Annotated in this window: 22 protein-coding genes and 1 pseudogene; 5 read left to right on the forward strand and 18 right to left on the reverse strand. The window is 37.8% G+C overall.

From position 1 onward, the window contains the following. Positions 1 to 17: 17 nt before the first annotated feature. The 5 genes from G7057_RS00590 to G7057_RS00610 all read right to left on the reverse strand — a co-directional run bounded on the left by G7057_RS00590 (position 18) and on the right by G7057_RS00610 (position 5,910). Positions 18 to 1,838 carry an ABC transporter ATP-binding protein gene (locus G7057_RS00590; RefSeq protein WP_166160562.1) on the reverse strand — a complete coding sequence of 607 codons (1,821 nt, stop codon included), beginning with the start codon at positions 1,836 to 1,838 and terminating at the stop codon, positions 18 to 20. After that, complete coding sequence (locus G7057_RS00595) at positions 1,835 to 3,565, reverse strand: ABC transporter ATP-binding protein (RefSeq protein ID WP_166160563.1); 1,731 nt, start codon at positions 3,563 to 3,565, stop codon at positions 1,835 to 1,837. The genes G7057_RS00590 and G7057_RS00595 overlap by 4 nt, the downstream gene beginning before the upstream one ends. Positions 3,566 to 3,586: 21 nt before the next feature. After that, positions 3,587 to 4,213, reverse strand: coding sequence for a TetR family transcriptional regulator (locus tag G7057_RS00600; protein WP_166160564.1), 627 nt, complete (start codon positions 4,211 to 4,213; stop codon positions 3,587 to 3,589). Positions 4,214 to 4,340: 127 nt separating this feature from the next. Further along, positions 4,341 to 5,537 carry an AI-2E family transporter gene (locus G7057_RS00605; RefSeq protein WP_166160565.1) on the reverse strand — a complete coding sequence of 399 codons (1,197 nt, stop codon included), beginning with the start codon at positions 5,535 to 5,537 and terminating at the stop codon, positions 4,341 to 4,343. A gap of 19 nt (positions 5,538 to 5,556) precedes the next feature. Continuing rightward, positions 5,557 to 5,910, reverse strand: coding sequence for a PTS glucitol/sorbitol transporter subunit IIA (locus G7057_RS00610; protein WP_166160566.1), 354 nt, complete (start codon positions 5,908 to 5,910; stop codon positions 5,557 to 5,559). A gap of 161 nt (positions 5,911 to 6,071) precedes the next feature. On the opposite strand from G7057_RS00610, the gene G7057_RS00615 reads away from it, so the two are divergent. Then, positions 6,072 to 7,103 (forward strand): lactonase family protein, encoded by a 1,032-nt coding sequence (locus tag G7057_RS00615; protein ID WP_166160567.1) that lies wholly within the window; start codon positions 6,072 to 6,074, stop codon positions 7,101 to 7,103. Positions 7,104 to 7,369: 266 nt separating this feature from the next. Here the strand turns inward: G7057_RS00615 and G7057_RS00620 are convergent, their stop codons facing one another. Continuing rightward, the gene (locus G7057_RS00620; RefSeq protein WP_076765583.1) at positions 7,370 to 7,876 is read right to left on the reverse strand and encodes a PTS sugar transporter subunit IIA; all 507 of its coding nucleotides are present in this window, start codon (positions 7,874 to 7,876) and stop codon (positions 7,370 to 7,372) included. A gap of 225 nt (positions 7,877 to 8,101) precedes the next feature. On the opposite strand from G7057_RS00620, the gene G7057_RS00625 reads away from it, so the two are divergent. Together G7057_RS00625 and G7057_RS11780 are read left to right on the forward strand one after the other, a co-directional pair. Further along, on the forward strand, positions 8,102 to 9,760 hold the full coding sequence (locus tag G7057_RS00625) for a heavy metal translocating P-type ATPase (protein WP_227004610.1): 1,659 nt from the start codon (positions 8,102 to 8,104) through the stop codon (positions 9,758 to 9,760). After that, positions 9,721 to 9,987 carry a hypothetical protein gene (locus G7057_RS11780; RefSeq protein ID WP_227004611.1) on the forward strand — a complete coding sequence of 89 codons (267 nt, stop codon included), beginning with the start codon at positions 9,721 to 9,723 and terminating at the stop codon, positions 9,985 to 9,987. The genes G7057_RS00625 and G7057_RS11780 overlap by 40 nt, the downstream gene beginning before the upstream one ends. 25 nt (positions 9,988 to 10,012) lie before the next feature. Here the strand turns inward: G7057_RS11780 and G7057_RS00630 are convergent, their stop codons facing one another. Genes G7057_RS00630 through aroF form a run of 7 tightly spaced genes read right to left on the reverse strand, consistent with a single transcriptional unit; the run spans position 10,013 to position 17,070 of the window. Beyond that, on the reverse strand, positions 10,013 to 11,200 hold the full coding sequence (locus G7057_RS00630; RefSeq protein ID WP_076765581.1) for a pyridoxal phosphate-dependent aminotransferase: 1,188 nt from the start codon (positions 11,198 to 11,200) through the stop codon (positions 10,013 to 10,015). Between the two features lie 5 nt (positions 11,201 to 11,205). Next, positions 11,206 to 11,718 (reverse strand): shikimate kinase, encoded by a 513-nt coding sequence (locus G7057_RS00635; protein ID WP_076765579.1) that lies wholly within the window; start codon positions 11,716 to 11,718, stop codon positions 11,206 to 11,208. Between the two features lie 15 nt (positions 11,719 to 11,733). Continuing rightward, positions 11,734 to 13,014: a 3-phosphoshikimate 1-carboxyvinyltransferase gene (aroA, locus tag G7057_RS00640; RefSeq protein WP_166160568.1), complete on the reverse strand. Its 1,281-nt coding sequence runs from the start codon at positions 13,012 to 13,014 to the stop codon at positions 11,734 to 11,736. Positions 13,015 to 13,018: 4 nt separating this feature from the next. Beyond that, positions 13,019 to 14,212: a chorismate synthase gene (aroC, locus tag G7057_RS00645; RefSeq protein ID WP_166163977.1), complete on the reverse strand. Its 1,194-nt coding sequence runs from the start codon at positions 14,210 to 14,212 to the stop codon at positions 13,019 to 13,021. A gap of 25 nt (positions 14,213 to 14,237) precedes the next feature. Next, positions 14,238 to 15,116 (reverse strand): shikimate dehydrogenase, encoded by an 879-nt coding sequence (gene aroE / locus G7057_RS00650; RefSeq protein WP_166160569.1) that lies wholly within the window; start codon positions 15,114 to 15,116, stop codon positions 14,238 to 14,240. Further along, positions 15,100 to 16,194: a 3-dehydroquinate synthase gene (gene aroB, locus G7057_RS00655; RefSeq protein WP_166160570.1), complete on the reverse strand. Its 1,095-nt coding sequence runs from the start codon at positions 16,192 to 16,194 to the stop codon at positions 15,100 to 15,102. Before aroB ends, aroE begins: the two co-directional genes overlap by 17 nt. Positions 16,195 to 16,212: 18 nt before the next feature. Further along, positions 16,213 to 17,070 carry a 3-deoxy-7-phosphoheptulonate synthase gene (gene aroF, locus G7057_RS00660; RefSeq protein WP_076765569.1) on the reverse strand — a complete coding sequence of 286 codons (858 nt, stop codon included), beginning with the start codon at positions 17,068 to 17,070 and terminating at the stop codon, positions 16,213 to 16,215. A 393-nt stretch (positions 17,071 to 17,463) separates the two neighbouring features. On the opposite strand from aroF, the gene G7057_RS00665 reads away from it, so the two are divergent. Beyond that, on the forward strand, positions 17,464 to 17,727 hold the full coding sequence (locus tag G7057_RS00665; protein ID WP_166160571.1) for a chorismate mutase: 264 nt from the start codon (positions 17,464 to 17,466) through the stop codon (positions 17,725 to 17,727). 29 nt (positions 17,728 to 17,756) lie between these two features. Here the strand turns inward: G7057_RS00665 and G7057_RS00670 are convergent, their stop codons facing one another. Continuing rightward, positions 17,757 to 19,106: an aspartate kinase gene (locus G7057_RS00670; RefSeq protein ID WP_076765563.1), complete on the reverse strand. Its 1,350-nt coding sequence runs from the start codon at positions 19,104 to 19,106 to the stop codon at positions 17,757 to 17,759. A 201-nt stretch (positions 19,107 to 19,307) separates the two neighbouring features. Here G7057_RS00670 and G7057_RS00675 point away from each other — a divergent pair, with 201 nt between their 5' ends. Then, complete coding sequence (locus tag G7057_RS00675; protein ID WP_166160572.1) at positions 19,308 to 19,685, forward strand: DUF4828 domain-containing protein; 378 nt, start codon at positions 19,308 to 19,310, stop codon at positions 19,683 to 19,685. A 50-nt stretch (positions 19,686 to 19,735) separates the two neighbouring features. On the opposite strand, the gene G7057_RS00680 is transcribed toward G7057_RS00675, so the two are convergent. The 4 genes and pseudogenes from G7057_RS00680 to G7057_RS00695 all read right to left on the reverse strand — a co-directional run bounded on the left by G7057_RS00680 (position 19,736) and on the right by G7057_RS00695 (position 25,940). Then, entirely contained in the window at positions 19,736 to 22,177 is a 2,442-nt protein-coding gene (locus G7057_RS00680; RefSeq protein WP_166160573.1) for a glycogen/starch/alpha-glucan phosphorylase, read from the reverse strand. A gap of 27 nt (positions 22,178 to 22,204) precedes the next feature. Beyond that, positions 22,205 to 23,640: pseudogene (gene glgA / locus G7057_RS00685) on the reverse strand (glycogen synthase GlgA). A gap of 7 nt (positions 23,641 to 23,647) precedes the next feature. Continuing rightward, complete coding sequence (glgD, locus tag G7057_RS00690; protein WP_166160574.1) at positions 23,648 to 24,805, reverse strand: glucose-1-phosphate adenylyltransferase subunit GlgD; 1,158 nt, start codon at positions 24,803 to 24,805, stop codon at positions 23,648 to 23,650. After that, complete coding sequence (locus G7057_RS00695; protein ID WP_166160575.1) at positions 24,792 to 25,940, reverse strand: glucose-1-phosphate adenylyltransferase; 1,149 nt, start codon at positions 25,938 to 25,940, stop codon at positions 24,792 to 24,794. Before G7057_RS00695 ends, glgD begins: the two co-directional genes overlap by 14 nt. Positions 25,941 to 25,963 lie beyond the last annotated feature (23 nt).

A 25,963-nucleotide genomic window follows, 5' to 3' on the forward strand; every position in this document is an offset into this window, starting at 1 on the left:
CGCCTAGTTTATGATTATTAAGATGCTTCGTTAAATTGACTGTTATATAAATCGGCGTAGAATCCGCCTTGTGCCATCAATTCATTATGGTTACCTGTTTCCATAATGTCTCCTTGGTTCATAACGATAATATTGTCAGCGTCACGAATAGTAGATAGACGATGGGCAACAACGAAACTCGTTCTTCCTTCAAGTAATTTTCTCATTGCTTGTTGAATCAGAATTTCAGTTCGCGTATCAACACTCGATGTCGCTTCATCAAGAATTAGAATTTCAGGATTTCGAATGAAGGCACGTGCAATCGTCAATAACTGACGTTGCCCTTGTGAGATATTACTTGCATCTTCATTCAGATAAGTTTGGTAGCCATCAGGTAATGTTCGAATAAATTCATCTGCATGAGCCATTTTAGCTGCTGCATAAACCTCTTCATCCGAAACACCTTCTCGAGCACCATATTTAATATTATCGAAAATAGTACCATGGAATAACCATGTATCTTGAAGAACCATGGCAAAGTGGTTACGTAATTCGTCACGGTCAATGTCGCGTGTATCCGTACCATCTAAGCGAATGCTTCCTCCTCTAATATCATAGAAACGTTCTAATAAGTTAATGATAGTTGACTTACCTGCTCCAGTTGGTCCAACAATAGCAATCATTTGACCAGCTTTGACACTTAAATTAAAGTCAGTCATCAAGTCAGCTGAATCGCCATAACCAAAGCGAACGTGTTCAAATGTTAATTTGTCATCTGTTTCAACTTTTGGTTTATTCGTTTTAGTGATTGGCATTTCTTCTTCATCTAAAACTTCAAAGATACGTTCTGTTGATGCAATAATAGATTGAATGGTATTTAAGATATTGGTTAATTGTTTCATTGGCTCTGAGAATTGGTTGGTGTAAGTCAGGAATGCTTGTACATTACCTAAACTCATTGCCCCATTTGCAACTTCCAATCCCCCTAAAACAGCAACAAAAACATAACCTAAGTTTTTAACCATGTTCATCAATGGCATCAGAACACCTGAGACAAATTGTGCTTTAAAGGAAACCTTAAAGAGTTTTTCGTTCTGTTCTTCAAAGATTTCAATGGACTTTTCTTCTTGGTTGAAGGCAATAATTTCAGTATGTCCTGAAAAATTCTCTTCAATTTGTCCGTTTAATTTACCTAATTCTCGTTGTTGCTTACCAAAATACTTTTGTGATTTTGGTGCAATACGCGAAATAATGAAGGCACTTAACGGAACTGTAATTAAGGCTACTAAACTAAGTTTCCAACTAATGGTTAACATCATAATCAAAATCCCGAAAAATTGAACGACACTAATGATCGCTTGGTTAACAATTTGAACGAGCTGACGCGCGATATTATCCACATCATTAATAGCACGACTCATAATGTCACCGTTACTATTGCTGTCATAATAAGAAATCGGAACACGTGACATTTTTTTCTTGAAGTCTTGGCGCAAGTCATAAACCGTTTTTTGAACAATACGAACAAGTGTAAACTGTGCAATGTAGCTCAAGACTGCATTAGCAACGTAAAGGCCAAACAGTAATATTAAAATACTTTTAATCGTATCAAAGTCAATCGGGAAGCGAGCTATACCATCTGCTCCTTCTTGAGACCCTTTCATCACACCTTCAAAAATAACCGTTGTTGCACTACCTAAAACTTTGGGTGTAAAAATTTGTAAAATAGTAGCAGTCCCTGATAGTAAAAAGGCGAATAATAGTAGCCATTTTTTCAATGACATATATTTAAGCAGTCGTTTAAGTGTTCCCCAAAAATTTTTAGGTTTGACTACTGCTCCTCGTGGTGCATTTCTCATTCATTTTCACCTTCTTTAAATTGAGATTTCATAATTTCTAGGTACGTTTGATTGTCTCTTACTAGGTCATCATGCGTGCCTTGACCGACCACATTACCGTTGTCTAAAACGATAATTTCATCCGCTTCCATAACCGTACTGATACGTTGCGCAACAATAACGACTATCGCATCATCAATATCTGTCTTAAGAGCGGCACGTAATGCTGCGTCTGTTTTAAAATCAAGAGCAGAGAATGAATCATCAAAGACATAGACATCTGGACTTTTCACAATTGCACGTGCAATACACAAGCGTTGACGTTGTCCACCAGAGAAGTTGGTTCCTCCCTGTTCAACTGGAGAATCTAAACCGTGCTTAAGACCTTTAACAAAGTCTTTGGCTTGTGCCACTTCTAATGCTTTCCATAAGGCATTATCGTCTGCTTCTGGATTACCAAATAGTAAGTTAGAACGAATAGTTCCAGAGAATAAATTAGCTTTTTGAGGCACATAAGCAATGCGTTCATGAATATCATGTTGTTTTAAATCTTTCAAATCACGACCATTTAATGAAACAACACCATCTGTTGCATCATAAAAACGCATCATCAAGTTAGCAATTGTTGATTTACCAGACCCTGTTCCTCCAATAATAGCCAATGTTTGACCTGTTTCCATTGAGAAGTTGACATCCTTTAAGGCCGCACGTTCAGCATTTGGGAAGGCATAAGTCACATGTTCAAAGGCAAGTGTTCCTTTTTCTGCTTTTGTATGACTTTCAACAAAGCTGTATGGGCCATCTTGAATAGTACTTTCAAGGTTTAACACCTCATTGATACGTGCTGCCGAAACTTGAGCGCGAGGCACCATTGATAAAATAACTGACAGCATCATAAAACTAAACAGTAACATGGATGAATAGCTAATAAAGGCTACTAAGTTCCCTACTGGCATATTTCCAATAGCGATGAATTCCCCACCGATTAAGACGATAGAAATATTTGTCACACTTAACACCAGTGTCATCGTTGGCATTAGTAAACTCATAATCGACATGGCCTTTACGTTGTTATCCATAAAGTCTTTATTCGCTTCTGCAAATCGTGCTTCTTCATAGTTACTTTTATTAAAGGCACGAATAACACGTACTCCCGTTAATCCTTCGCGGAAGATGAGGTTTAAACGGTCTGTCTTACTTTGAATCAGTTTAAAGAGTGGAATAGCCGCTCTCATAATGAGGAATAATAATACAATTAAAACGGGCACAGATACAAAGAAAATACGAGCCAAGTCTGGATTTTGTGTATAAGATAAAACCGCTGCTCCAATTCCCATTATCGGTGCAAACATCATCATTCTCAAAAACATCATAAAGACTAATTGAACTTGCTCAACATCGTTTGTAGAGCGTGTAATTAATGATGCGGCTCCAATATTATTCACTTTATCTTTTGATAAATACATGACTTTTTTATAAATATCACCACGAATTTGGCGACCTACTCGTTGCGCTTCTTGCGCAGAAATATATACCCCTACAATAGCAGCAGCAATCGTAATAGCTGTTAGTAAGAGCATTTTTATACCTGTACTCCAAATATGATCCAAGTCACCAGTTGCAATACCTTCATTGATAATACTTGATGTCATATTCGGAAGATTTAATTCAGCAAAAACCTGAATAATAATAAATAACACAGAAGCAAGAAATGCTTTCCATGACATTCGTTTCCCTAATTCAATCATAGAGAACCTCCTCCATTGTTTCTATTTTTTTCGAATACCATTTTCCAACCACGATAAGCGGTTGTTAATCATCCTAAACGCTTCTTCTTCTGAAAGGCTTTGGATAAAGACTTTAGACAGTGTCCAATGAATCATTTGAAAAATATATTGAACAAACTCATATAATTCCTCTTCACTACTAAAGCTCAAACTTGATTGGTCGATATGATCAACTAAGTGTTTATACCGACAAACAAGGTCTTTGCTTTGTTTATCCTCTGTCTCTTTTTCAAATATATTGCTACTTCTTCTGTACGACATATTGACGAAGAAGTGATGGTAAAACTGTTTATAGTCACTATGAACATAATAGTGATACAAAAACTTAAAGGTTAATCGTAATCCTTCTATCACATCGCCATTAGCTTGGACAAAACAATTCAAAATCCCTTCATTTTGATCTTTCTTTAAAAGATCAAGACAATAGAAATATAAATCTTCCTTGTCTTGAAAGTACTGGTAAAAACTCCCTCTTGAAATATCAGACTGCTGAATAATCACATTAATAGAGACCTCTTCTAATGGCATCTTAGAAAACTCATCATAGGCGGTCGACATTAAACGTTGACGTTTTTCATCTGATAAATTGAAAAAAGTTTTTTTAGGCAAACCCACACCTTCTTTCTATAAAATAAAAAAGTGACATCTTGTCACAACACATCCCCCCATTTTATGACAAGCTGTCACATGTGTCAAATCATATGCACAAAAAAAAGTGAAACGAAGTTTCACTTTTTTACTCTTCTTCTATTAAGTTAGATGCTGGTGGACTTTGGCTCTGCTCATGATACAAGCCAGAGTAGCCCTTATACCACTCAAATACGTGTAAGAAAACAACTTTTAAAACTGCATAGCCTGGTATACCGAGTACAAATCCGACTAAGCCGAATACTTTACCCGCCGTTAGTAACACAATCATAATGGTAACCGGATGAACAGATAAATTGCTCCCTAAAATTTGAGGTGAAATCACACGGCCTTCAATAAACTGTTCAATACTAAAAACAATCAGTACTTGAATTAACATAATCGGTGAATCAACTAGGCCTACAATAATAGCCGGAACCATAGCCAAAAAAGAGCCCAAATAAGGAATGACATTTAAGAATCCAGCTAGAACGCCAAGCACGATTCCATAATTTAACCCAATTATCGAATAACCAATGACAAACATTAAGCCTACGAAAAAGGCAACTGTAATTTGACCGCGAACATATTGACTGATTTGTAAATTAATTTTCGTCAGTAAATCCTTAATTGTTGAACGGTGGCGGGTTGGTAGGAAGGCAAGGATCTGGTTTGGAAACTTATCGCCCTCTTTTAATAAGTAATACAAAATAATCGGCATAGTAATCAGACCAACAAATACATTCGTTACAACGCCTAGCACACTACTAATTCCTGAGAAGGTATTGGACAGGAAGTTATTTGCCCACGATGATAAGGCATCAAAAATACTGGTATTAATCTCTTTAAACTGTTCTTGAAAAGAACGGAACCAGTCGTAGGTAAACAAATTGTTAAACAGCTCATTAATCTTAACCCAGAACTCAGGAATATCATCAATGATCCCTATCGTTTGCTCACGAATAACTGGAATTAAAATGGCTACTCCCCAGATGATTAATAAAATAAGAACGAGAAAAGCCATCCAAATTGCGGCTGTTCGATTTATTTTTTTCTTTTCCAACCAGTTCACCAATGGGTTCATTAAATAGTATAAAATGCCACTTAAAATCAATGGAAAGCCAATTACACTAAAAAAACTAGCTACCGGTTGAAACAGATGTGAAATTTTTGAAAAGATTAAAATGATTAATAAAATCAATAAGACAATCAATAAGGTCGTTACAATCTTATTATTTAAAAACCATCTTTCAAACCAAGATGTTTTCGTCACTTGGGAACGATGATTTGTTTGTTTTTTCTCCATTCCACTCACTCACTTTCACTTATTGATAAGTAATTGTCATTCCTGTCTCAATATGAGGCAATTGATGAGGAGTTAAGTAGACACTTGTTTCAATAAAGTTGTCTTCATCGAATTCTTTGAAAACAAGAGTCACATGCCCTAGCGCACGTAAATTAGCACTTACGTTTTCACCTACAAAGGTTATGGTGTAAACTTGGTCACCAATCGTAATAGTATGATTCAGTTTTAATTCAAAATCAGCATCCTTTTCTTTAAAGGACTGTAGAACTGATACATTTTTTATTGCAGGAGATGCATCTTCTCCAAATAAAATTAGAATATTTTCTTCGGTACTAACCGCTTCTTTTCCGATATGGACAATTTCGCTAATCATAGTTAAAAAGCTCCTTTATACGATGATACTGTTATTCTATCACAATAGTCGATAAAACAAAGTACCTGAGATTTTTTTGTTTTTTTATTCATTATAAAGCGTTTTTCTCGCATAATTTGATATACTATCACTAAGACTTATCCCCAAGGAGGAATTAATTGATGGAACACACATTATACCTAGGTTCTTATACAAAAAAAGCGAGTAAAGGGGTACACCAAATTACCCTTAATACAGAAACTCAGCAATTAGTTGACTACAAATTGATTGCAGAAGTCGATACACCAACTTATTTGACTTTTTCTGATGACAAAAAAACCATGTATACCATTTCTAAAGAAGAAAATGGCGGCGGGCTAACCGCTTTTGATTTAGATGAAAACGGAGATTATGTGAAACGTGCAGCAACAACTTCTGAAGACTCTGCACCTTGCTACATTTCCTATGACCAAAAACGCGGCTTATTGTTCACTGCCAACTATCACGGTGGTTTTGTCACTGTTTATAAAGAACAAGAAGATGGTCGTATCGTTCAAACAGACCGCAAACACCATCAAGGAAGTAGCGTTCACGAAAACCAAGCATCACCTCATGTTCATTACACAGATTATGCACCAGGTTCACAAACACTACTTGTCTGTGACTTAGGAACAGATACAATCGTCAGCTACGATGTATCTGATGCCGGCGAATTAAGCGAACGTGCCACTTATACAGCAAAAGCGGGTTCAGGCCCACGTCATTTAGTTTTCCACCCAAACAACAAAACTGTTTATTTAGTTTGCGAACTAAGTAACGAGATTGAAATCTTAACTTATGACGAAGCAACTGCTTCATTTACATATGTTGATCGCGTAGCGACTATCCCTGACACACACACATCATTTAACAGTGGTGCAGCGATTCGTGTGAGCAATGATGGTAAATTTGTTTACTTCTCAAATCGTGGTCATGATTCAATTGCAGTATTTGCAGTTTCTGAGGATGGCCAATCATTGGAATTACTAGAAATTGTTCCAACTGAAGGAAAAACACCGCGTGACTTTAATTTTTCACCGGACGAATTATATGTGATTGTCGGTCATCAAGATTCTGATAACTTGACATTATTCAAACGTGATCAAGAAAGCGGTCGTTTAACATTGCTAGATAAAGAAACATATGCAGCAGAGTGTGTTTGTGTGACATTTTAATAGTTAATTAAAATAAGTGTATGGAAGTAAAAACTTCCATACACTTATTTTTTTTATAGACTAGGGGATTATAAGTTCAGCCATCAACGTCTAGCTCCCAAGTCCTGGCCTACTGAAAAAAAGATAAATTTGCCCCATTGCGCGCTTCGCTGCTCGCTAACGCATATCATTCGACTAACCCGCTGAAGCGTGAAGTCTCCTGACAATTCAGGGTTAAATTTCCTATTTTTTCATAGGCCAAGGCGGACTTGTCCGCTTTTCTTATCTTATAAATGTTGAACGCTACCGACTGCTTGTTTAGCTTGAACATCAGCATGTTCGTCTAGAACAAACTCTTTTACCTTATCCATGTTTGTAATGACAACAACCATAGCATTATCTTTACCAGCCTCAGCTAATGAAGCTAAATCACATTTTGCTACTAATGTATCAGCAGTTAGCGTATCGCCTTCACTGACAAATGTCTCGAAAGGTTTACCATTCAATTCAACTGTATCTAATCCCATATGAATCAGAATTTCAATCCCGCTTGCCATTTGAATACCAATCGCGTGTTTCGTTGGAAAAACACTCAGTACCTTCCCTTCAACTGGTGAATAAATATCACCATCTGTTGGAATAACAGCATAACCGTCTCCCATCATTTTTTGAGAGAATACTGGATCAGCAACTTCTGTAACCGGAACAATTCTTCCGTTTGCAGGTGCATACAATGTCGCTTTTTCGACTGGTGCAACTGTTTCTTTTTTATCTTTCTTGAAGAAGTTAAACATATTAACGCCACCTTTACATATATTCATTTCAATAGTTTGATCTCTTCTTTTAATTAATGATACCACAAGTCATTTTATTTTCCTATTGATGTTGTTTGCTTTTTCGACCCATATATTTGAACAAATTATGATAAGTGAGAATGAGAGTCATTTACTATCTAACAAAATCATTAATCTTTCTATTTCTTTTTGTTAGACTTAAATAAGAAAGAATAGGTGATTGAAATGTTAAACGTCTTAAAAAGAAATAAAAAAATGGTAGCAACTCTCCTAAGTGGTATTTTAATTTTAATTGGTTTTTACGCTCAAACTATTCAATTAGATACAGAATCAGCCTTAATTTTTATCGGTGCTTTTTTAATCGGTGGCTATTCGCAAGCTAAAGAAGGCATTATTGATACCGTTAAAAATAAACGCTTGAATGTAGATGTGTTGATGGTTTTGGCTGCCATTGGTGCCTCATTGATCGGTTACTGGTTTGAAGGTGCCTTATTAATCTTTATTTTTTCTCTATCAGGTTCACTTGAACATTATGCGCAAATGAAAAGTAGCGATGCCATTCGGTCATTAATGACTATTGTTCCACAAACTGCTCAACGCTATCAACTAGATGGGAGTTTAGAGCAGGTGGATGTTAACGAATTAACGATCGGTGATCGTGTTTTTGTAGCTAAAGGAGAAAGTGTTCCTATTGATGGCTTATTAACAAGTGCATTTGGCATGTTCGATGAATCTTCTATTAATGGTGAGTCTATGCCAAGTGAGAAAACAAAGGACCAACAAGTTTATGCTGGCAGTATTAATCTGCAAGAAGCGGTTACGATTACCGTTAATAAACAAGCAGACGACACATTGTTTGCCCAAGTTATTCGTCTAGTCACAGAAGCTCAAAACACCCCTTCTAAAACTGCTCGCTTGATTACGAAACTTGAAAATTACTATGTATCAGCTGTCCTTATTTTTGTCAGCCTCATGTTATTTATTTTTTATTTTGTTCTAGACTGGGGATGGAGTGAATCCTTTTATCGCAGTATGGTTTTACTAACTGTAGCATCGCCTTGTGCCCTTGTTGCATCCGCAGTCCCCGCTACACTATCCGCCATTTCTAACGCTGCTAAAGCTGGAATCTTATTTAAAGGTGGGATCGCTATTGAGAATCTTGCCTATTTAGATTGCATCGCATTTGATAAAACAGCTACATTAACAAATGGCAAACCGGTTGTAACGGACTATGCTATTGATGACTGCTATGACGAAGAGGAAGTACTCAGTATTGTCTATGCCCTTGAAGAAGGATCAACGCATCCCATTGCTGCAGCATTTATCAACTTTATTGAAGAGAGACCCTTTCATACCCTATCTCTCCTTAATAAAATTGATTCAACCGGTTTTGGTTTATCGGCACATTATCATCAGATCGACTGGCGAATAGGAAAAGCTGATTTTATTGACGGTGTAAATCCTTTTTCAAAAGAAACACAACGCTTATCCGAAGAAGGAAAAACATTAATTTATTTGGCAGCAGATCATCAGATTATTGCCTATTTCGCCTTACTCGATACGGTCAAGGAAGAGGCAAAGGACGTTATTCGTTTCTTCAAAGCACGAGGCATCCAAACCGTTATGCTGACGGGAGATCAGTTTTATACGGCGCAAGCAATTGCCCACGAACTCGAACTAGATGATTATTATGCCAATTGCTTGCCCGCTGAAAAGGCAACGTTAATAGACGATTTACAAAAAAAGTACAAGCGTGTTGCTATGGTCGGGGATGGCATTAATGATGCACCCGCACTTGCTCATTCAGACATTGGGATTGCATGGGCCAAGGAACGGATATCGCTATGCAAACAGCTGATGTGGTTCTCATTAATAATAGCTTAAGTCTCCTTCCCTATTCCGTCTTATTGTCCAAACGTTTAAGGAAAATCACCCTACAAAATATTGTTTTTTCTTTGGCTGTGATTATCGTTCTGATTACTACTAACTTACTTCAATTGATTAATCTTCCGCTTGGTGTCGTTGGCCACGAAGGAAGCACCATTTTGGTTATTCTAAACGGTCTCCGTCTGCTCGCCTTTAAACATAAAGAAAGTCATCAGGATAGTTAAACCTCCTGATGACTTTCTTTATGACTTATTTTCTTTTCTTCTCAATAAACTCAGCAATTCGTCTAACACCTGCATGAAACGTCTCTTCTGAAGTCGCATAACTGAAACGAACATGGTTTGGCATTCCAAAACCACTTCCAGCAACAAGACCCACGTGAGCTTCTTCTAAAAGGGCCATGACAAAATCATCCACATTATCATAACCGGTTAATTTTGACGCTTCCTTGCAATCTGGAAACAGATAAAAGGCCCCTTGTGGTTTAGCGTGCAATTTGAAGCCCTCTAATGACGCAACGAGTGGGTAGGCATGATTGAGTCGGTCTTCAAATAAGGCTTGGTTGTATTTAAGAAAATCGGTTGCATTGGTTAAGGCAGCTAAAGCAGCATACTGACTAATTCCAGCTGGGTTCCCACTCGTCTGACTCGCTATTTTATCTAAAGCTTGAATAATCGTGGTGTCTGCCATCGCATAACCCATTCGCCATCCTGTCATCGCGAATGCTTTAGACATCCCATTAACAACAATGGTTTGTTTTTTGATAGCCTCTGACAGTGACGCCATAGATGGACTTGTCGCACCATTAAATACAAGTCGATTATAAATTTCATCTGAAATAATAAAAATATTATGCTTCACACAAAAGTTTCCTATTGTAGTCAACTGTTCCTTATTAAAAACCACACCAGATGGGTTGGACGGTGAATTTAAAATAAGCAGCTTTGTTTTTTTAGTGGTATAACGTTCCAGAAGTTCTTCTGTTACTGCGAAATCATCATCTATACGGGTTTCTATGAAAACAGGCACACCACCTGCTAGCTTAATTTGCTCGCTATAACTCACCCAGTAAGGTGTTGGAACAAGTACTTCATCGCCTTCATTAATTAGACTTTGAAAGAGGTAATATAAAACTAACTTAGCTCCTGCTGAAACGAATATTTGATCAGGTCTGTAGTCAATGTCATCATAGCTTTTATGGTATGTCGAGATTGCTTCTCTCAATTCGCTAATACCCGCACTAGCTGTATAATGATGACCCTTTCCTTCGTACATCGCTTGATTAGCCGCATCTAAAATATATGCTGGGGTATCAAAATCTGGTTCCCCTACTGTAAGAGAAATCACATCAATGCCCGCTTCCTTTAGCTCTCTTGTCTTTTGAGTTGCCGCTAATGTTGCGGATAGTTGAATCTGGTGAATACGATTTGAAATCAAGCAAATCACCCCTTTTTAGTATCAATACTGTCTGTTATCACACTTACTATTTCTTCTGTAGAAAGTTGATCCGTTTGAATGACATATGAAGCTGCAGCTTCGTATAAAGAAAGGCGTTTTTCAAGCAAGGCTTGAACAGTGTCTGTCTCTTTAGCTTGTGCAAGCGGACGTATATTGGTTGTATCTTGAATAATTCTCTGCCAAAGTGTCTCAAAACCAGCTTGTAAATAAATAACACAGTCATGATTTTGAAGGAGTTTTAGACAGTCGGCTGTTTCCACACAGCCACCACCTGTTGAAATCACTACGTTTTGATGGTGGTATTCCTTTAATGTCGCTGCTTCAATTTTTCTAAACGCTTGCTCGCCATATTGATCAAAGTAAGTCGCAATTGGCATATTAATCTGTTTCGTTATTTCTGCATCTAAATCTATAAAGGGTTTATTCAATGCCTTAGCTAATTGTATGCCGACACTTGTTTTCCCAGCACCCATAAAACCAATTAATATTTCAGCCATCACGCACCTTCCTTTCTAGGCCTGAACGAGTCTAGCAATCTCATCAAAGAAAGTCGGATAACTGATATTTACACAGTCCGCATCTTTCATATGAACCTCGCTTTGTGTTAATAACGCTGCGACTTGCAGCATCATCCCAATGCGATGGTCACCAAAACTATCTACTTCTGCTCCCTGTAATGAACTGCCTCCATGAATAATCATGCCGTCTTCCGTCTCATTAATGTGAGCATTCATCTTGTTTAATTGAGATGCTACCGCATGAATACGATCCGTTTCTTTTACTTTTAATTCTTCAGCATCTTCAATGACTGTATCACCTTCTGCCTGTGTTGCTAGAAGCGCAATGATCGGAATCTCATCAATTAATCGCGGAATCATTTCACCATTAATAGTAGTTGCTTTTAATTGGCTCGTTTGAACACGAATATCCGCACTAATCCCATTTGGACGCATGCTAATGGTTATATTACCACCCATATCTTTAATGACATCGATGATACCTGAACGTGTTTCGTTAATGCCTACATTTTTTAAAAGTAAGTCACTATTTGGTACAATTAAACCGGCAACAAGGAAAAAGGCTGCTGAGGAAATATCACCTGGCACTTCAATGGTTTGTCCTTTAAGTGTTTGTCCACCTTTTAGGCGGATTTCTTTCCCGTTCACATCGATTTGACCGCCGAATTGTTGTAACATTTCTTCTGTGTGGTTACGTGACCGTTCCTTTTCAATAACAACCGTCTCACCTTCAGCCTGCAAGCCAGCTAGGATAATGGCGGATTTCACTTGAGCGCTCGCAACTGGCATCTCATAGCGAATCGCTTGTAGGTGATCAACCGGTTCAATTGTTAGCGGCGGTAATTCGGTCCCTTCATGGCCATGAAGCTTTGCTCCCATTTGGCTTAAAGGCGTAATGACACGTTGCATAGGACGCTTATTTAAATACTGGTCACCTGCTAAAACACTCTTGAAGGGTTGTCCAGCTAAAAGTCCCGCTAACAAACGAATCGTCGTGCCAGAGTTTCCAACATCTAGTAACTCACTTGGAGCAGTGAGTCCATTCATTCCCTTACCTTCTACAACAATTTTCTCACCGTCATCATGAATGGTCGCACCTAACTGACGCATAACTTGAATCGTGCTCAAGCAATCTTCTGCCCGAAGAAAGCCTGTAATTCGAGTTTTACCTTCAGCAATCGCACCTAGCATAATACTACGGTGAGAAATAGACTTGTCGCCTGGTATCGTTAATGTTCCCTTTAGTTGTTTGGCATGGTGAATTAATGGTCTCATTTGTTTACTCCTCTTCTATCCACATATCCGGGTTTTTGCTGTATTCACGATAATCGCTAACTGCTTTTTTCAATTCATCAAAACTATCGTTAGGGAATTTTTCTAAAACAGCTTGAACTAATTCTGTCGCAACAACGGCTTGCGCAATAATACTTGCTGCTGGAACAGCGGTTGTATCGCTTCGTTCAATACTTGCTTGGTATTCTTCTTTTGAATAAATATCAACACTTTGTAGTGGACGGTAAAGCGTTGGAATTGGCTTTTTGACACCTCTAACAATGATTGGCATCCCATTTGTCATACCACCTTCAATACCACCCAAATGATTACTTAAACGGTAAAACCCTTGCTCTGGTGTATAAGCAATTTCATCCATTACTTCACTACCGTAACGTCTACCTACCTCAAAGCCGTCACCAAATTCAACACCTTTGAAAGCATTGATACTGACCATTGCTTGCGCAAGTCTAGCATCAATCTTTTTATCCCATTGAGTGTAACTTCCCAAACCAACTGGCAATCCTTCAGCAATAACTTCAACGACGCCACCTAATGTATTACCAGCTCTCTTCGTTTCATCAATCTTGTCTTTTACTTGTTGTTCTTTATCAGCATCGACCATTTTTACAGGTGATTGGTTAGCACGATCTCTAATTTCAGCTAATGGCATTTGTGACACATCTACTTGCCCTTTAATCCCACCAAGTTCGCAAACATAAGCAACCACTTCAACACCTAGTTGCTCTAATAATTGAGTTGCCACTGCACCAATCGCCACACGCATAGTCGTTTCTCTGGCAGAAGAGCGCTCTAAAACGTTTCTTAAGTCTTTATGGTGGTACTTAATTCCGCCTACTAAATCAGCGTGTCCTGGACGAGGACGGTGAACAACACGACTCTTCTTCTCTTTCTCTTCTTCAACAACTTCTGCACTCATGACACTTTGCCAGTTTTTATAGTCTTTATTGACAACGGATAGGGTCACAGGTGATCCTAAAGTTTTCCCATGGCGTACGCCTGCTGTGACTTGAATTTTATCCGTCTCAATTTTCATACGGTTTCCACGACCGTAACCTTCTTGGCGTTTAGCCAATGCTTGGTTAATTGCTTCAATATCAAATGGCATTCCTGCCGGCAATCCTTCAATTATCGTTGTTAATACTGGTCCATGTGATTCTCCTGCTGTAATAAATCTCAACATATCCATTCCCCTATTCTATCCATTATTTCGATTCTAATATTGAAAGTACATCAGCAACTGGCATCATTTCGCCTGTAAACAGCTGATAATTGAAACTGGCTTGGTAGACTAACATATGAATGCCACCTAACGTCTGACAGCCTCTCTTTTTCGCTTGCTTTAAAAATAATGTTTCTCTTGGTTCGTAAACGATATCGCAAACAAAGCTATTGGGATTTAACCAGTCACTATCCTTTAAAATAGACTGATCTTGATGAGGTGACATCCCAACTGACGTTGTTTGAACAACAATATCTGCTTCCCACAATGCTTGTTTGAGCTGCTCTTCATTCTGCTGATCAAGTAAGTTTATCTTTATAGTTGGATAATCGGCCTCTAATTGCCCGATAACGTCCTTGATGGCTAATGGCCGCTCCAAGCCGCGAGCAATAATTGTCACTTGCTTAGAGCCTTCAACAACTGCTTGCGCAAGAATCACTCTGGCTGTACTGCCTGAACCAAATAAAACAATTTTTTTATCAACTAACTCTTGTCCTTGTGCTTTAACAGATCCCCAAAAGCCCTTGCCATCCGTATTGTAGCCTGCCCACTGATTATTTTCTTTTACAATCATATTGATGGCTTGCACATAACGCGCAACGGGATCCAGTTTACTCACACACTGTAAAGCTTCCACCTTGCCTGGCATGGTCACGTTAATCCCTCTAGCACCAAGCGCTTGTAGCTGTCTTATTCGGTCAACTGTTTCTGATTCACTCGTTTCAAATGCTAGATAAACCATATTTAAGCCAGCATGGTCAAAGCAGTAGTTATAAATCGCTGGTGATTTTGAATGTTTAATAGGCTGTCCAATCACCGCAGCTAGTTCTGTTGTTGCACTAATATCACGAATCGATGTCATATGTTTGCCACTCCTTATCAAACCAGTCTAAGAAATACTGAACATCGTAATGAAATAAATCAGCCTTTCCAAATTCAGTCGGAAAAACAATGGTAATATCTTGATTTCGTCTCTTCTTATCATTAATCATCGCTTTAGCGAGCTCTTGACTGCTATAATGATATTTTTCATTTAGCAAATGATATTGCTTTAGCAAGTGATCAAATGTCTGTTTATAATCATCTGCAAGTTGATTGTCTTTATAAGCCATTTGTAGAAAAACAGACATCCCTTGTGCAATAGCCCGCCCATGGCTGATGTCATAATGGCTGACTTGTTCAAAGGCATGGCCCAATGTATGACCGTAGTTTAACAGTTGTCGTAAGCCATTATCGAACTCATCTTCAAGGACAACTTGTCGCTTCATTTCAACACATACCTTAACCATTTCGATAATATCGTCATCGCTAGCTTGAAGAGGACGCGGACGATTGATCAGAGCCTCCAAAAGACTAGGATTCATAATCATGCCGTACTTAATCAATTCACTACAACCATCCTCAAAAACCGATGGCTCCAAGGTTTGGAACGTATCCACATCGCAAAGCACTACCTTAGGATGATAAAAGGCACCCACTAAATTTTTTCCTTGTGGTAAATCAACGGCCGTTTTACCACCAACTGATGAATCAATTGCTGCAAGAAGTGTTGTCGGGATTTGAATAAAATCAATTCCTCTTAAATATATGCTAGCGACAAAACCAGCTAAGTCCCCAATAACGCCTCCTCCTAAAGCAATCACCATATCTTGTCTTGAAAAGTTATATTCAGCGAGTTTTTGGACCAATCTCACCACATTATCCATTGATTTTTGCGCTTCACCGGCTGGAAAAGCTACCACATGAATTCCAGCGGTAATATCTGATAAGGCTAATTGAAGTTGGTCAACATAGCCATGACTCATAACTGTTTCATCTGTAATAATCATAACGTGCTTATTTTCAACAAAAGCTGCTAAATGGCGGTCAGCCTCTCTTAACAACCCCCTGCCCATTTTGACATCATAGGGCTTATCAACCCCTATATGAACGGTTTCCATGGTGACACCTTCCTCTTCTTAAGCGTGTAGGTCTTTCATAAATGCGTGTAACTTCCATACTTTTTCAGTTAACGCTCTGTATTGTTCTGGGTATAACGATTGATCACCATCACTCGTTGCATTGGCTGGATCGGGATGAGTTTCGATAATTAAGCCATCCGCTCCGGCTGCAACAGCAGCTAGTGACAGAGATTCAATAATATCTCGTCGTCCCGCTGCATGACTTGGGTCAATAACAACTGGTAAATGACTGACTTGTTTGACGACCGCAATAGCCGATAAATCTTGTGTATTTCGCGTTTCTGTTTCAAAGGTTCGAATCCCTCGTTCACAAAGAATAACGTTCTCGTTACCTTCTGACATAATGTATTCTGCACTCATTAACCATTCTTCAATGGTTGCCGACAAACCTCTTTTTAATAGAATGGGTTTATTTGTCTTCCCTAATTCTTTTAGTAAGTCAAAGTTTTGCATATTTCGAGCACCAACTTGAAAAAGGTCAACATCTTCAAATAATTCAATCTGACTGATTGCCATCACTTCCGAAACAATAGGCATATCCAATTTCCCACCAATTTCATGCATCATGTCAAGACCTTCTTTACCTAAACCTTGGAATGAATAAGGAGAGGTACGGGGTTTAAATGCGCCACCACGAAGGGCATTACCACCTGCTGCTCTGACATAAGAAGCTGTTTCTTCTAATTGTTGGTAAGTTTCAATCGAACACGGTCCACCAATCATAGCGAAATGGCCGCCGCCGATTTTTATATTGCCAACATCTATGACACTGTCTTCTGGATGCAATGCGCGACTAGCTTTCTTGTATGGTAACTGAGCTAACTTATTTTCTGTTTCTTCTAATGTGATGATCATATTTTTTCCTCCCTATTCCTAAAACAAAAAAGTAGCCCAACGACAATGATCCCTATCCGGTGATCATCGTTGCTAGGCTACAGAGATTATTATCGTCATTATGTAAATACTGTTATGAGAAATGTTCGATGTAGTTATCCTATTTGTGTGCAACAAAAATCACTCTTACCTTTAAAAAAGTAAAAGTAAAAGTAGTTAAAATATGTAAATGCTGCACGTAGAACTAACTTCATCTTAACTTCCCCCTAAATGTTTTAGTGCTACTAATTTATCATTATATTTTAATGTTGTCAACAACTATTCTAATTTACGTTTCATTTTCGATTTTCATTGCTTTTTTTTATTCTTCTTTTATCATTAAGATAAGAATTGAAAATGAAGGAGTTTGATTGAATGTTAGAAAAGGAACGCCAAGCCATTACTGAAATTGATAAAGAACTAGTTGCTTTATTTGAAAAACGTATGCATGTCGCTAAAGAAATCGCTCTTGTAAAGGCAGAGAATCATTTTCCTGTTTATGATGCTGTTAGAGAGGCTGCTGTCATTGACGGTGTCTTGCAACATTTGTCGGACGACGGCCTAAGAGAAGAATTAACACAATTTTATAGTGATCTAATGACTATTTCTAAAAATTACCAATCTAAATTTATTCAATAAAAAAATCTGGGAAAATTTCCCAGATTTTTTTAGTTAAAGAATGAATCATAGATGGCCTTAACAGCCTTCTCTTCATCTTCTTCGATAATACCGAACATTAAACTAATTTCTGATGCGCCTTGGTTAATCATAACCAAGTTGACACCAGCGTCTGCTAGGGCTTGTGTTGCTTGCGCTGTTGTTCCGACAGAGGCAACCATACCTTCCCCTACAATCATGATTAAACAAACATCCCCTTGAACATGAACGTCATCTGCTCTTAGCTCGTTTTTCAAACGGTATAATAGTGCTGCCTGTTTTCCAGGCGTTAATTGATCTTTTCTAATAATAAAGGTAACTTCATCAATTCCAGATGGCATATGATCAATACTTAAACCAAGTTCCTCAAAAATTTGCGTTGATTTACGGATAAAGCCTAGCTCTCTATTTAACAAATATTTGCTAACATGGATACTAACAAAACCATTTGAAGAGGCAATCCCTGAAATAATATGTGATGTCTTAGGACGCGTCCGCGTAATTTTAGTTCCTTTACCTTCAGGGTTATTGGTATTCTTCACATGAACTGGAATACCGGCATGGAAAGCTGGTAACAAAGCTTCATCATGGAACACTGAGAAACCAGCATATGATAATTCGCGCATTTCAGTGTAAGTTAAATGGTGAATTTTTTCTGGATCAGGCACATGATTAGGATTTGCTACATAAATCGCATCGACATCTGTAAAGTTCTCATAAAGAGTCGCTTGAACACCATTGGCAACAATCGCTCCTGTAATATCAGATCCACCACGAGAGAATGTAATAATTTCATCGTTTTCGTTGTAGCCAAAGAATCCTGGAATAACTAATACTTCCTCTGTATCTCTTAGTTGGCTAAGGAAGTTATAGGATTCTGGCAAGATACGTGCATTACCAGGTTGACTTGTTACAAAGATACCCGCTTCTCTTGGATTTAAATAACGAGCTGGCAATCCTGATTTTTTGAAATAAGCTGCGATTAGTTTAGCATTGTTATCTTCTCCACTTGCTTTAAAGGCATCAATTTGCAAGTCTGTTGATCGAAATTCTGTTCGTAACAATTTTTCGAAATGATTTTCAATTTCAACTATTACTTGCTTATCGAGTTCTAGCTCTTCCGCAATATCAGCATAACGGCTAATAATATCTTCATAGACTACCTTATAAGATGACTGATTTTGAACCAACGTTGCCATTTTTATTAACTGATCGGTCACTTTCTTATCGTCTGAAAAACGTTTCCCAGGAGCTGATACAACGACAATACGTCTTTCGGGATCATCTTGAACAATTTTTAAAACTTTTCTAAGTTGTGTTCCATTCGCTAAGGAACTACCTCCAAATTTTATAACTTTCATCGCAATACCTCATCATTTTTCTTTTTCTAATCTATTTTTCATTTTAACAGTATCGTTAGGATAGCATGACACGGCTATAATCGCAATGGTAATTTTAGAAAAGAGTGAAATAAATGTAATCATTTTGTAGTCGAACTGTTTCAATCATTTTTTAACTTTACATGTATAATGGTAATAGAAATTAAAAAAGGATGAGCTTATTTGAAGTTAAAAAAAGCAAGTAAATATTTGTGGTTTATTTTTCCTCTTTTTATCGGTTTTATGCCCTTATGTCTGAGCAAGAAGAATTTAAAAAAGAAACATATCCCTTTAGCTAATAGCCATCCGCTTGATAAATATAACGGAAGATGGGCTTCTGCGGATAAACGCTCTACTATTGTCATAGAGTCTGATTCGGCAGTTTTAACAAATGACAAGCCTTTTCAATTGGCTTTCCAAGAAATCAGAGATAATCAAATTGTCTTTAAGGACCCGTTCGGTTACGATGTCATCATTGAAGATCATCAACCACAATCAATTAAGTTATTTGATGAAGCCGAAGAGGAAATTGTTATTTATTACAAAGAATATACTGACTAATTAAAAAAGCGATAGGAAAATAACCATTTCCTATCGCTTTTTATGATCCTTTATTCTGCTGGTTTTACTTTAGAGTAGATCGGCGTTGCATCATCCACTTGAGGCTCAATTTTCCAAATCTCATCTGCATATCGCAAGATTGTATAGTCAGAAGAGAACGGCCCTGAATGCGCAATATTTAAAAGAGCCATCTTATTCCACTTGTCTCTGCCTAAGAAATCAATATCAGCCTGTGTTTGGGCGTTGATATAAGAATCAAAGTCCTTCAATAAGAAGTACTCGTCATTAAATTTAACTAAGCTATCAAAAATATCCTGTCCTTCATTAAAGATGCCTGGAATAGAACCGTCAATTAACATATTTAAAACACGCTTCACACTGGCATTTCCTTCATAGATGGTTCGAGAATGATAACTTTGAGTTTGATAATATTTTTGAACCTCTTCGTTCTTAAGGCCAAAAATATAAATATTATCTTTGCCAACAGCATCATGGATTTCAATGGTTGCTCCATCCATTGTTGCCATCGTAACAGCACCATTTGCCATCAATTTCATATTACTTGTGCCAGAAGCTTCCTTTCCTGCTAGTGAAATTTGCTCACTAATATCAGCAGCTGGAATAATTAATTCTGCTAAGCTGACTCCGTAATTTTCCACAAAAACAACCTTAATTAAGTCTCTAATTTCTGGATCATTATTTACCATTTCAGCTACCGCATTGATTAATTTAATAATTTGTTTGGCATAATGGTAACTTGGCGCAGCCTTTGCTCCAAATATAAATACACGTTTTGGTAGAGCGATATCAGGGTTGTCCTTAATACGATTATAGCGTTCCAAAATATGCAAAACATTTAATAATTGACGCTTATAAGCATGGAGACGCTTGATTTGAACATCAAAGATGGCCGTTGGGTCAATCTCAATCCCCATCTCTTTCTTAACGTAAGCAGCAAAACGTTTCTTGTTTTCTAACTTTACTGTCTCCAGCCTGTCTAAGACTGTTTTATCATCTGCATGGGCTTTGAGTAAAATGAGTTCTTCTGGATTGCATTTCCAATCTGTTCCAATCGTATCGTCTAATAGCTCTGTTAAAGCCGGATTAGACAACTGTACCCACCGACGTTGCGTAATCCCATTAGTCTTATTATTAAATTTGTTTGGATACATGAGATAAAAATCATGCAATGTTTCATTAATCAGAATATTCGTATGTAGTTTAGCCACACCATTAATACTATGACTACCTATGATAGCAAGATTAGCCATCTTAATTTGATCGTGGTCAATAATAGCTGTTCGATAGGTTAATTCTTCACCATACAGCGGTAATTTCTTCTCAATGTGACGGTGATTAATCTCCACAATAATTTGGTAAATACGTGGTAATAAATGAGCCATCATATCAACTGGCCAGCGTTCCATCGCTTCTTGAAGAATAGTATGGTTGGTATAACTAATTGTTTTCTTAGTAATTTCCCAAGCTTGATTCCACGTTAAGCCTTCTTCATCAATTAAAATACGCATTAACTCAGGGACAACTAGCGCAGGATGAGTATCATTAATATGAATACCAATCTTGTCAGGCAATAAGCTCCAATCTTCATCCAATATCTTAAAGTAACGAATCACACTCTGGACACCTGCAGATGAGAAGAAATACTCTTGTCTCAATCGTAATAGTCTTCCTTCGTAATTAGAGTCATCCGGGTACAGAACTTCTGTAATTTGATTAACCGCATCACGTTCTTCCTCTGTTCGGAATAAATATTCTTCACCATAAGGGATCTCTGCCGACCATAAACGAAGATTATTAACAACACCATTTTTATAGCCAACCTGAGGAACGTCATAAGGAACAGCTAGAATATTTTGGGTATTTTCGTAACGCGGATAAAGGCGACCTGCTTCGTCTGGTTCAAGATAAACTTGACCACCAAAACGAACAATAACTGCTTTATTTTCTTTACGCACTTCCCAAACGTTACCGTTTCTCAGCCAATTTTCTGGTAATTCAATTTGGTAACCATCAATAAATTTTTGCTTAAAGAGACCATATTGATAACGAATACCGTTTCCATGACCTGCTAATCCTGTTGAAGCAATAGAGTCCATAAAACAAGAAGCTAAGCGACCTAATCCACCATTTCCAAGTGCAGGATCTGCTTCTCCTCGGCTCACTTCATCCAAATTGAGACCGAGTTCTTTCAATCCATCTTGAACAGTTTTCAAAACATCCAGATTAAGTAGGTTGCTCTTTAGCATTCTTCCTGGTAAAAACTCCATGGAGAAATAAAAGATTTGTTTCGTTTCATTCGTTTTATAATCAGAAATTGTTTGTTTCCAGTTATCCATATAGTAATTGCGAATGACTTCACCTAGGGCCAAAAATTGTTCTCTCGGTGTTCCCTCATCGTAGCTATAAGCATATAGCTGTTCAAACTCTTTGACAAAATCCTTTTTAAATTGCTGAATACTCACTTTTCCCATTTTACTCCTCCTCGTAACAGCTTTAGGTTACTGACATAGCGACTGATACAATTCGATATAGTGTTGACTTGGCTGTTTCCAACTGAAGTCTTTTTCCATAGCTTGTTTCATTAATAACTCCCAAGCTTGTGGTTGTTCTTCGTAAACATCAAGCGCACGATAAATCGTTCCTAACAAGTTATAACCGTTAAATCCATAGAAACTAAAGCCGGTTCCTTCTCCAGTGTAGGAGTTGTATGGTATGACGGTATCTTTTAAACCACCTGTTTCATGAACTAGGGGTAATGTGCCATAACGCATGGCAATCATTTGCGACAAGCCACATGGTTCAAAGGCTGACGGCATTAAAAACAAATCAGATGCCGCATAAATTTCCTGTGCTAAAGCAACATCAAAATCGATGAGCGCTCTAAATTTATCAGGATACTCATTTTGGAAATATCGGAATGAATCTTCAAATTGAGGATCTCCTGTTCCTAAAATAACCACCTGAACGTCTCGACTTCCCATTAATTCTTGCATTTTTTCTTGAATCAATTGGAAGCCTTTTTGATCGGTTAAGCGGCTAACACTCGCTAACAATGGAATAGACTCGTCTTGAGGAAGTCCTAATTTTTCTTGTAAAGCCAGTTTATTCTTAACCTTTCCTGAAAAATCGGTTAATGAAAAATGATGTGGAATTAAATTATCTGTTTCAGGATTGTTGATGTCATAATCAATGCCATTAATAATCCCTCTGATCTTCCAATTGTTGTATTGCAAGACACCTTCTAATCCTTCTCCAAACTCAGGTGTTTGAATTTCGTTAGCATAAGTCGGACTAACGGTTGTCACATAATCAGAGAAGTTAATACCGCCTTTTAGATAGTTAACATTATCACCGTACTTCACGCCATCTTCATGAAAGATATTCATACCTGTTCCGAAAACGCTCGATAAAATTTCAGGCGAATAAACACCTTGGAAACGAATATTATGGATGGTAATAACTTTGCGAATATGTTGATAGGCATCAATCCAATGGTACTTATCAACTAACAGCACGGGAACCATGGCTGTATGCCAGTCATTCACATGGAGTATGTCTGGAATAAAATCAATTTTTTCCATCATTTCAATAATCGCCATCGAAAAGAAACCAAAGCGTTCCCCATCGTCCCATTCACCGTACAGGTTACCTCGGAAAAAATAGTCTTGGTTATCAATAAAATAATAAGTGACACCCTCTAATTCTATTTTTTTTATTCCACAGTAGACGGTTTTCCAGCCTACTTTCATATCAAAATGGAGCACGTCTTCTGCCATGTCTTGATAGTTTTGAGGCATATTGCTGTAAAAAGGGAGAACAACACGAATATCTACTCCTTGTTTTACAAGTTCTTTAGGTAAAGCATAGGCAACATCACCCAGCCCCCTGTTTTAAAGAAGGGGGCTGCTTCAGCTGCTGCGAATAAAATTTTCATCTCTCACTCATCCTTTAGCTGTCACACGTTTATTTTTTTCAATGACAATCAGCTTATCTTTTGTTCCCTTTAATACAACTCCTGGTTCAATGGTGACATTTTTATCCAAAATACAATACTCTAAGATTGCACCTTTTCCAATTTTTGCACCTTGCATGATTAGTGAATGACGCACTTCTGCATCTTCCTCAACACATACTTTTCTAAAAACCAATGATTCTTCAACTGTTCCGGAAATAGAACAGCCTGTTGCAACAAGAGCACTATTCACATTCGCTTTAGGGTAGTAATACGTTGGTGCTTCACTTTTTGCCTTTGTAATAACGGGTTGACCTTCACAAAAGACTTTATCGTATTCGGCCTTGTCTAGTAAGCTCATATTAGCTTCAAAATAAGCCTCAATTGAATCTAAGTTTGACATTGGCCCTTTGTATTCATAAGCATTGACATTGAGCGATGGCAAGTAATAGGCAACTAATCGATCGATGTCCATATGGATTCCTTCACGATCAGCTCTTTCAATGATATCTAAGAGTGTTTTGACAGATAGTAGATACATATTCATACTCTGCCCAACAGTCTCTTGTGGGTAATTCCAATCTAAACTTGAAATCAAGCTCTTCAATTTATGTTTACTGTCTGCAATCACAATTTTTTCATAAGGATGGTCTTTAACAGCATCAACAGGAACCGTCTTATAGATAAGCGTTACGTCATCAGCTTGACTAGCATGAAAAGCTTGAACATTTTTTAAATTAACTTTAGCGACAATTTTTCCACCTGATACAAAGACATATTTAGCTAATGATTTGCGTAGAAATGCCTTATGATTCGCATAAAAATTATCATCTTCAAAACTTTCGTCACCCATTAACTGTTTCAGATAGGTTTGGGAGAATGTAAAAATCCCACCACGAAGTTTTGATTCTAATCCCCAAGCAGCGCCACTTCTAATGTGGTCATAAATAGATCGGCCACTTCCACCAATAAAGAGACCAACAGAGTCAACCCCACCGTGACTAATGCTAGAAAGTAAGAAGTCGATCACACGATAACGTCCAGCAAATGGCAGGCCTGCTACTGGTCTAAATCGTGTTAAAGGTTGTAAATCTTTACTACTTGAATCTGTTAAGCTTAAGAGCGCACACATACTATTTGTTTTCATTATCCGTTCCTCCAATCACTTCAGCGTATCCGATGACTTCTATCGCACCTTTTTTACCAATTATGCGGCTACCATCTTTAATTTCTGCTTGTTCACCAATAATGGCATAGGCAATTTCAACATTTTTTCCTATTTTCGCATTAGCCATAATAATACTATCTGATATTTGGCTATCTTGGCCAACTTGGACATTTTGAGAAACAATTGAATTTTCTACCAAACCATCAACATAACAGCCATCTGCTACCATCGCGTTGGTCACTTGCCCGCGTTCAGAAATATATTGTGGCGGTGCAATCGGACTTTTCGTATGAATACGCCATTCGTCATCACGAATATGCAGGCTGTGATCTGGGTTTAAAAATTCCATATTCGCTTCCCAGAGACTCTCGATGGTTCCAACATCTTTCCAATAACCATTGAAAGAATAAGCAAAGAGCTTTTCATTATTTTTTAGATAGGCAGGAATGACATCATGCCCAAAATCGACCATTTGTTTCCCATTTTTTTGGTCTTCAACCAAATATTTGCGGAGTTTATCCCATGTGAAAATATAAATACCCATTGAGGCTAAATTGCTCTTCGGCTCTGCAGGTTTCTCTTCAAATTCAACGATGGCATGGTCTTCATCTGTATTCATAATTCCAAAACGAGAAGCTTCTTCAATAGGTACGGGAATAACCCCTACTGTTAAGTCAGCTTGGCGCTCTTTATGGGAATCAAGCATTGTGGAATAGTTCATTTTGTAAATATGGTCTCCTGATAAAATCAGAACATATTCAGGATTTTGAGAATCAATATAAGGAATGTTTTGGGTGATGGCATTAGCTGTTCCTGTAAACCAGTTTTCGCCTTCGGAATTCGTATAAGGTTGTAAAATAGTCGCATTACGGTTGTGTCCACTTAACCCCCAAGATTCACCGTTACCAATATGGTCATTTAATTCAAGCGGTTCATATTGAGTGACAACACCAACTTGTTCAACCCCAGAATGCGCACAGTTACTTAAAACAAAATCAATTATTCGGTAACGTCCACCGAATGGTACTGCTGGTTTAGCTGTTTCACGTGTTAATTTTCCTAGCCGTGTTCCTTGTCCACCGGCTAAAATCATTGCGATCATTTCATTCTTCATATTTGTCAGGAAGATGTCTTCCC

Origin of the sequence: Jeotgalibaca arthritidis (assembly GCF_011100465.1) — a bacterium.
Classification (GTDB): Bacteria; Bacillota; Bacilli; order Lactobacillales; family Aerococcaceae; genus Jeotgalibaca; species Jeotgalibaca arthritidis.

Bases quoted from the DNA above. Each gene is read 5' to 3' on its own strand.
- G7057_RS00590 (WP_166160562.1), bottom strand. From the start codon at position 1,838: ATGAGAAATGCACCACGAGGAGCAGTAGTCAAACCTAAAAATTTTTGG.
- G7057_RS00595 (WP_166160563.1), bottom strand. From the start codon at position 3,565: ATGATTGAATTAGGGAAACGAATGTCATGGAAAGCATTTCTTGCTTCT.
- G7057_RS00605 (WP_166160565.1), bottom strand. From the start codon at position 5,537: ATGGAGAAAAAACAAACAAATCATCGTTCCCAAGTGACGAAAACATCT.
- G7057_RS00610 (WP_166160566.1), bottom strand. From the start codon at position 5,910: ATGATTAGCGAAATTGTCCATATCGGAAAAGAAGCGGTTAGTACCGAA.
- G7057_RS00615 (WP_166160567.1), top strand. From the start codon at position 6,072: ATGGAACACACATTATACCTAGGTTCTTATACAAAAAAAGCGAGTAAA.
- G7057_RS00620 (WP_076765583.1), bottom strand. From the start codon at position 7,876: ATGTTTAACTTCTTCAAGAAAGATAAAAAAGAAACAGTTGCACCAGTC.
- G7057_RS00625 (WP_227004610.1), top strand. From the start codon at position 8,102: ATGTTAAACGTCTTAAAAAGAAATAAAAAAATGGTAGCAACTCTCCTA.
- G7057_RS11780 (WP_227004611.1), top strand. From the start codon at position 9,721: ATGCAAACAGCTGATGTGGTTCTCATTAATAATAGCTTAAGTCTCCTT.
- G7057_RS00635 (WP_076765579.1), bottom strand. From the start codon at position 11,718: ATGGCTGAAATATTAATTGGTTTTATGGGTGCTGGGAAAACAAGTGTC.
- aroA (WP_166160568.1), bottom strand. From the start codon at position 13,014: ATGAGACCATTAATTCACCATGCCAAACAACTAAAGGGAACATTAACG.
- aroE (WP_166160569.1), bottom strand. From the start codon at position 15,116: ATGACATCGATTCGTGATATTAGTGCAACAACAGAACTAGCTGCGGTG.
- aroB (WP_166160570.1), bottom strand. From the start codon at position 16,194: ATGGAAACCGTTCATATAGGGGTTGATAAGCCCTATGATGTCAAAATG.
- aroF (WP_076765569.1), bottom strand. From the start codon at position 17,070: ATGATCATCACATTAGAAGAAACAGAAAATAAGTTAGCTCAGTTACCA.
- G7057_RS00665 (WP_166160571.1), top strand. From the start codon at position 17,464: ATGTTAGAAAAGGAACGCCAAGCCATTACTGAAATTGATAAAGAACTA.
- G7057_RS00670 (WP_076765563.1), bottom strand. From the start codon at position 19,106: ATGAAAGTTATAAAATTTGGAGGTAGTTCCTTAGCGAATGGAACACAA.
- G7057_RS00680 (WP_166160573.1), bottom strand. From the start codon at position 22,177: ATGGGAAAAGTGAGTATTCAGCAATTTAAAAAGGATTTTGTCAAAGAG.
- glgD (WP_166160574.1), bottom strand. From the start codon at position 24,805: ATGAAAACAAATAGTATGTGTGCGCTCTTAAGCTTAACAGATTCAAGT.
- G7057_RS00695 (WP_166160575.1), bottom strand. From the start codon at position 25,940: ATGAAGAATGAAATGATCGCAATGATTTTAGCCGGTGGACAAGGAACA.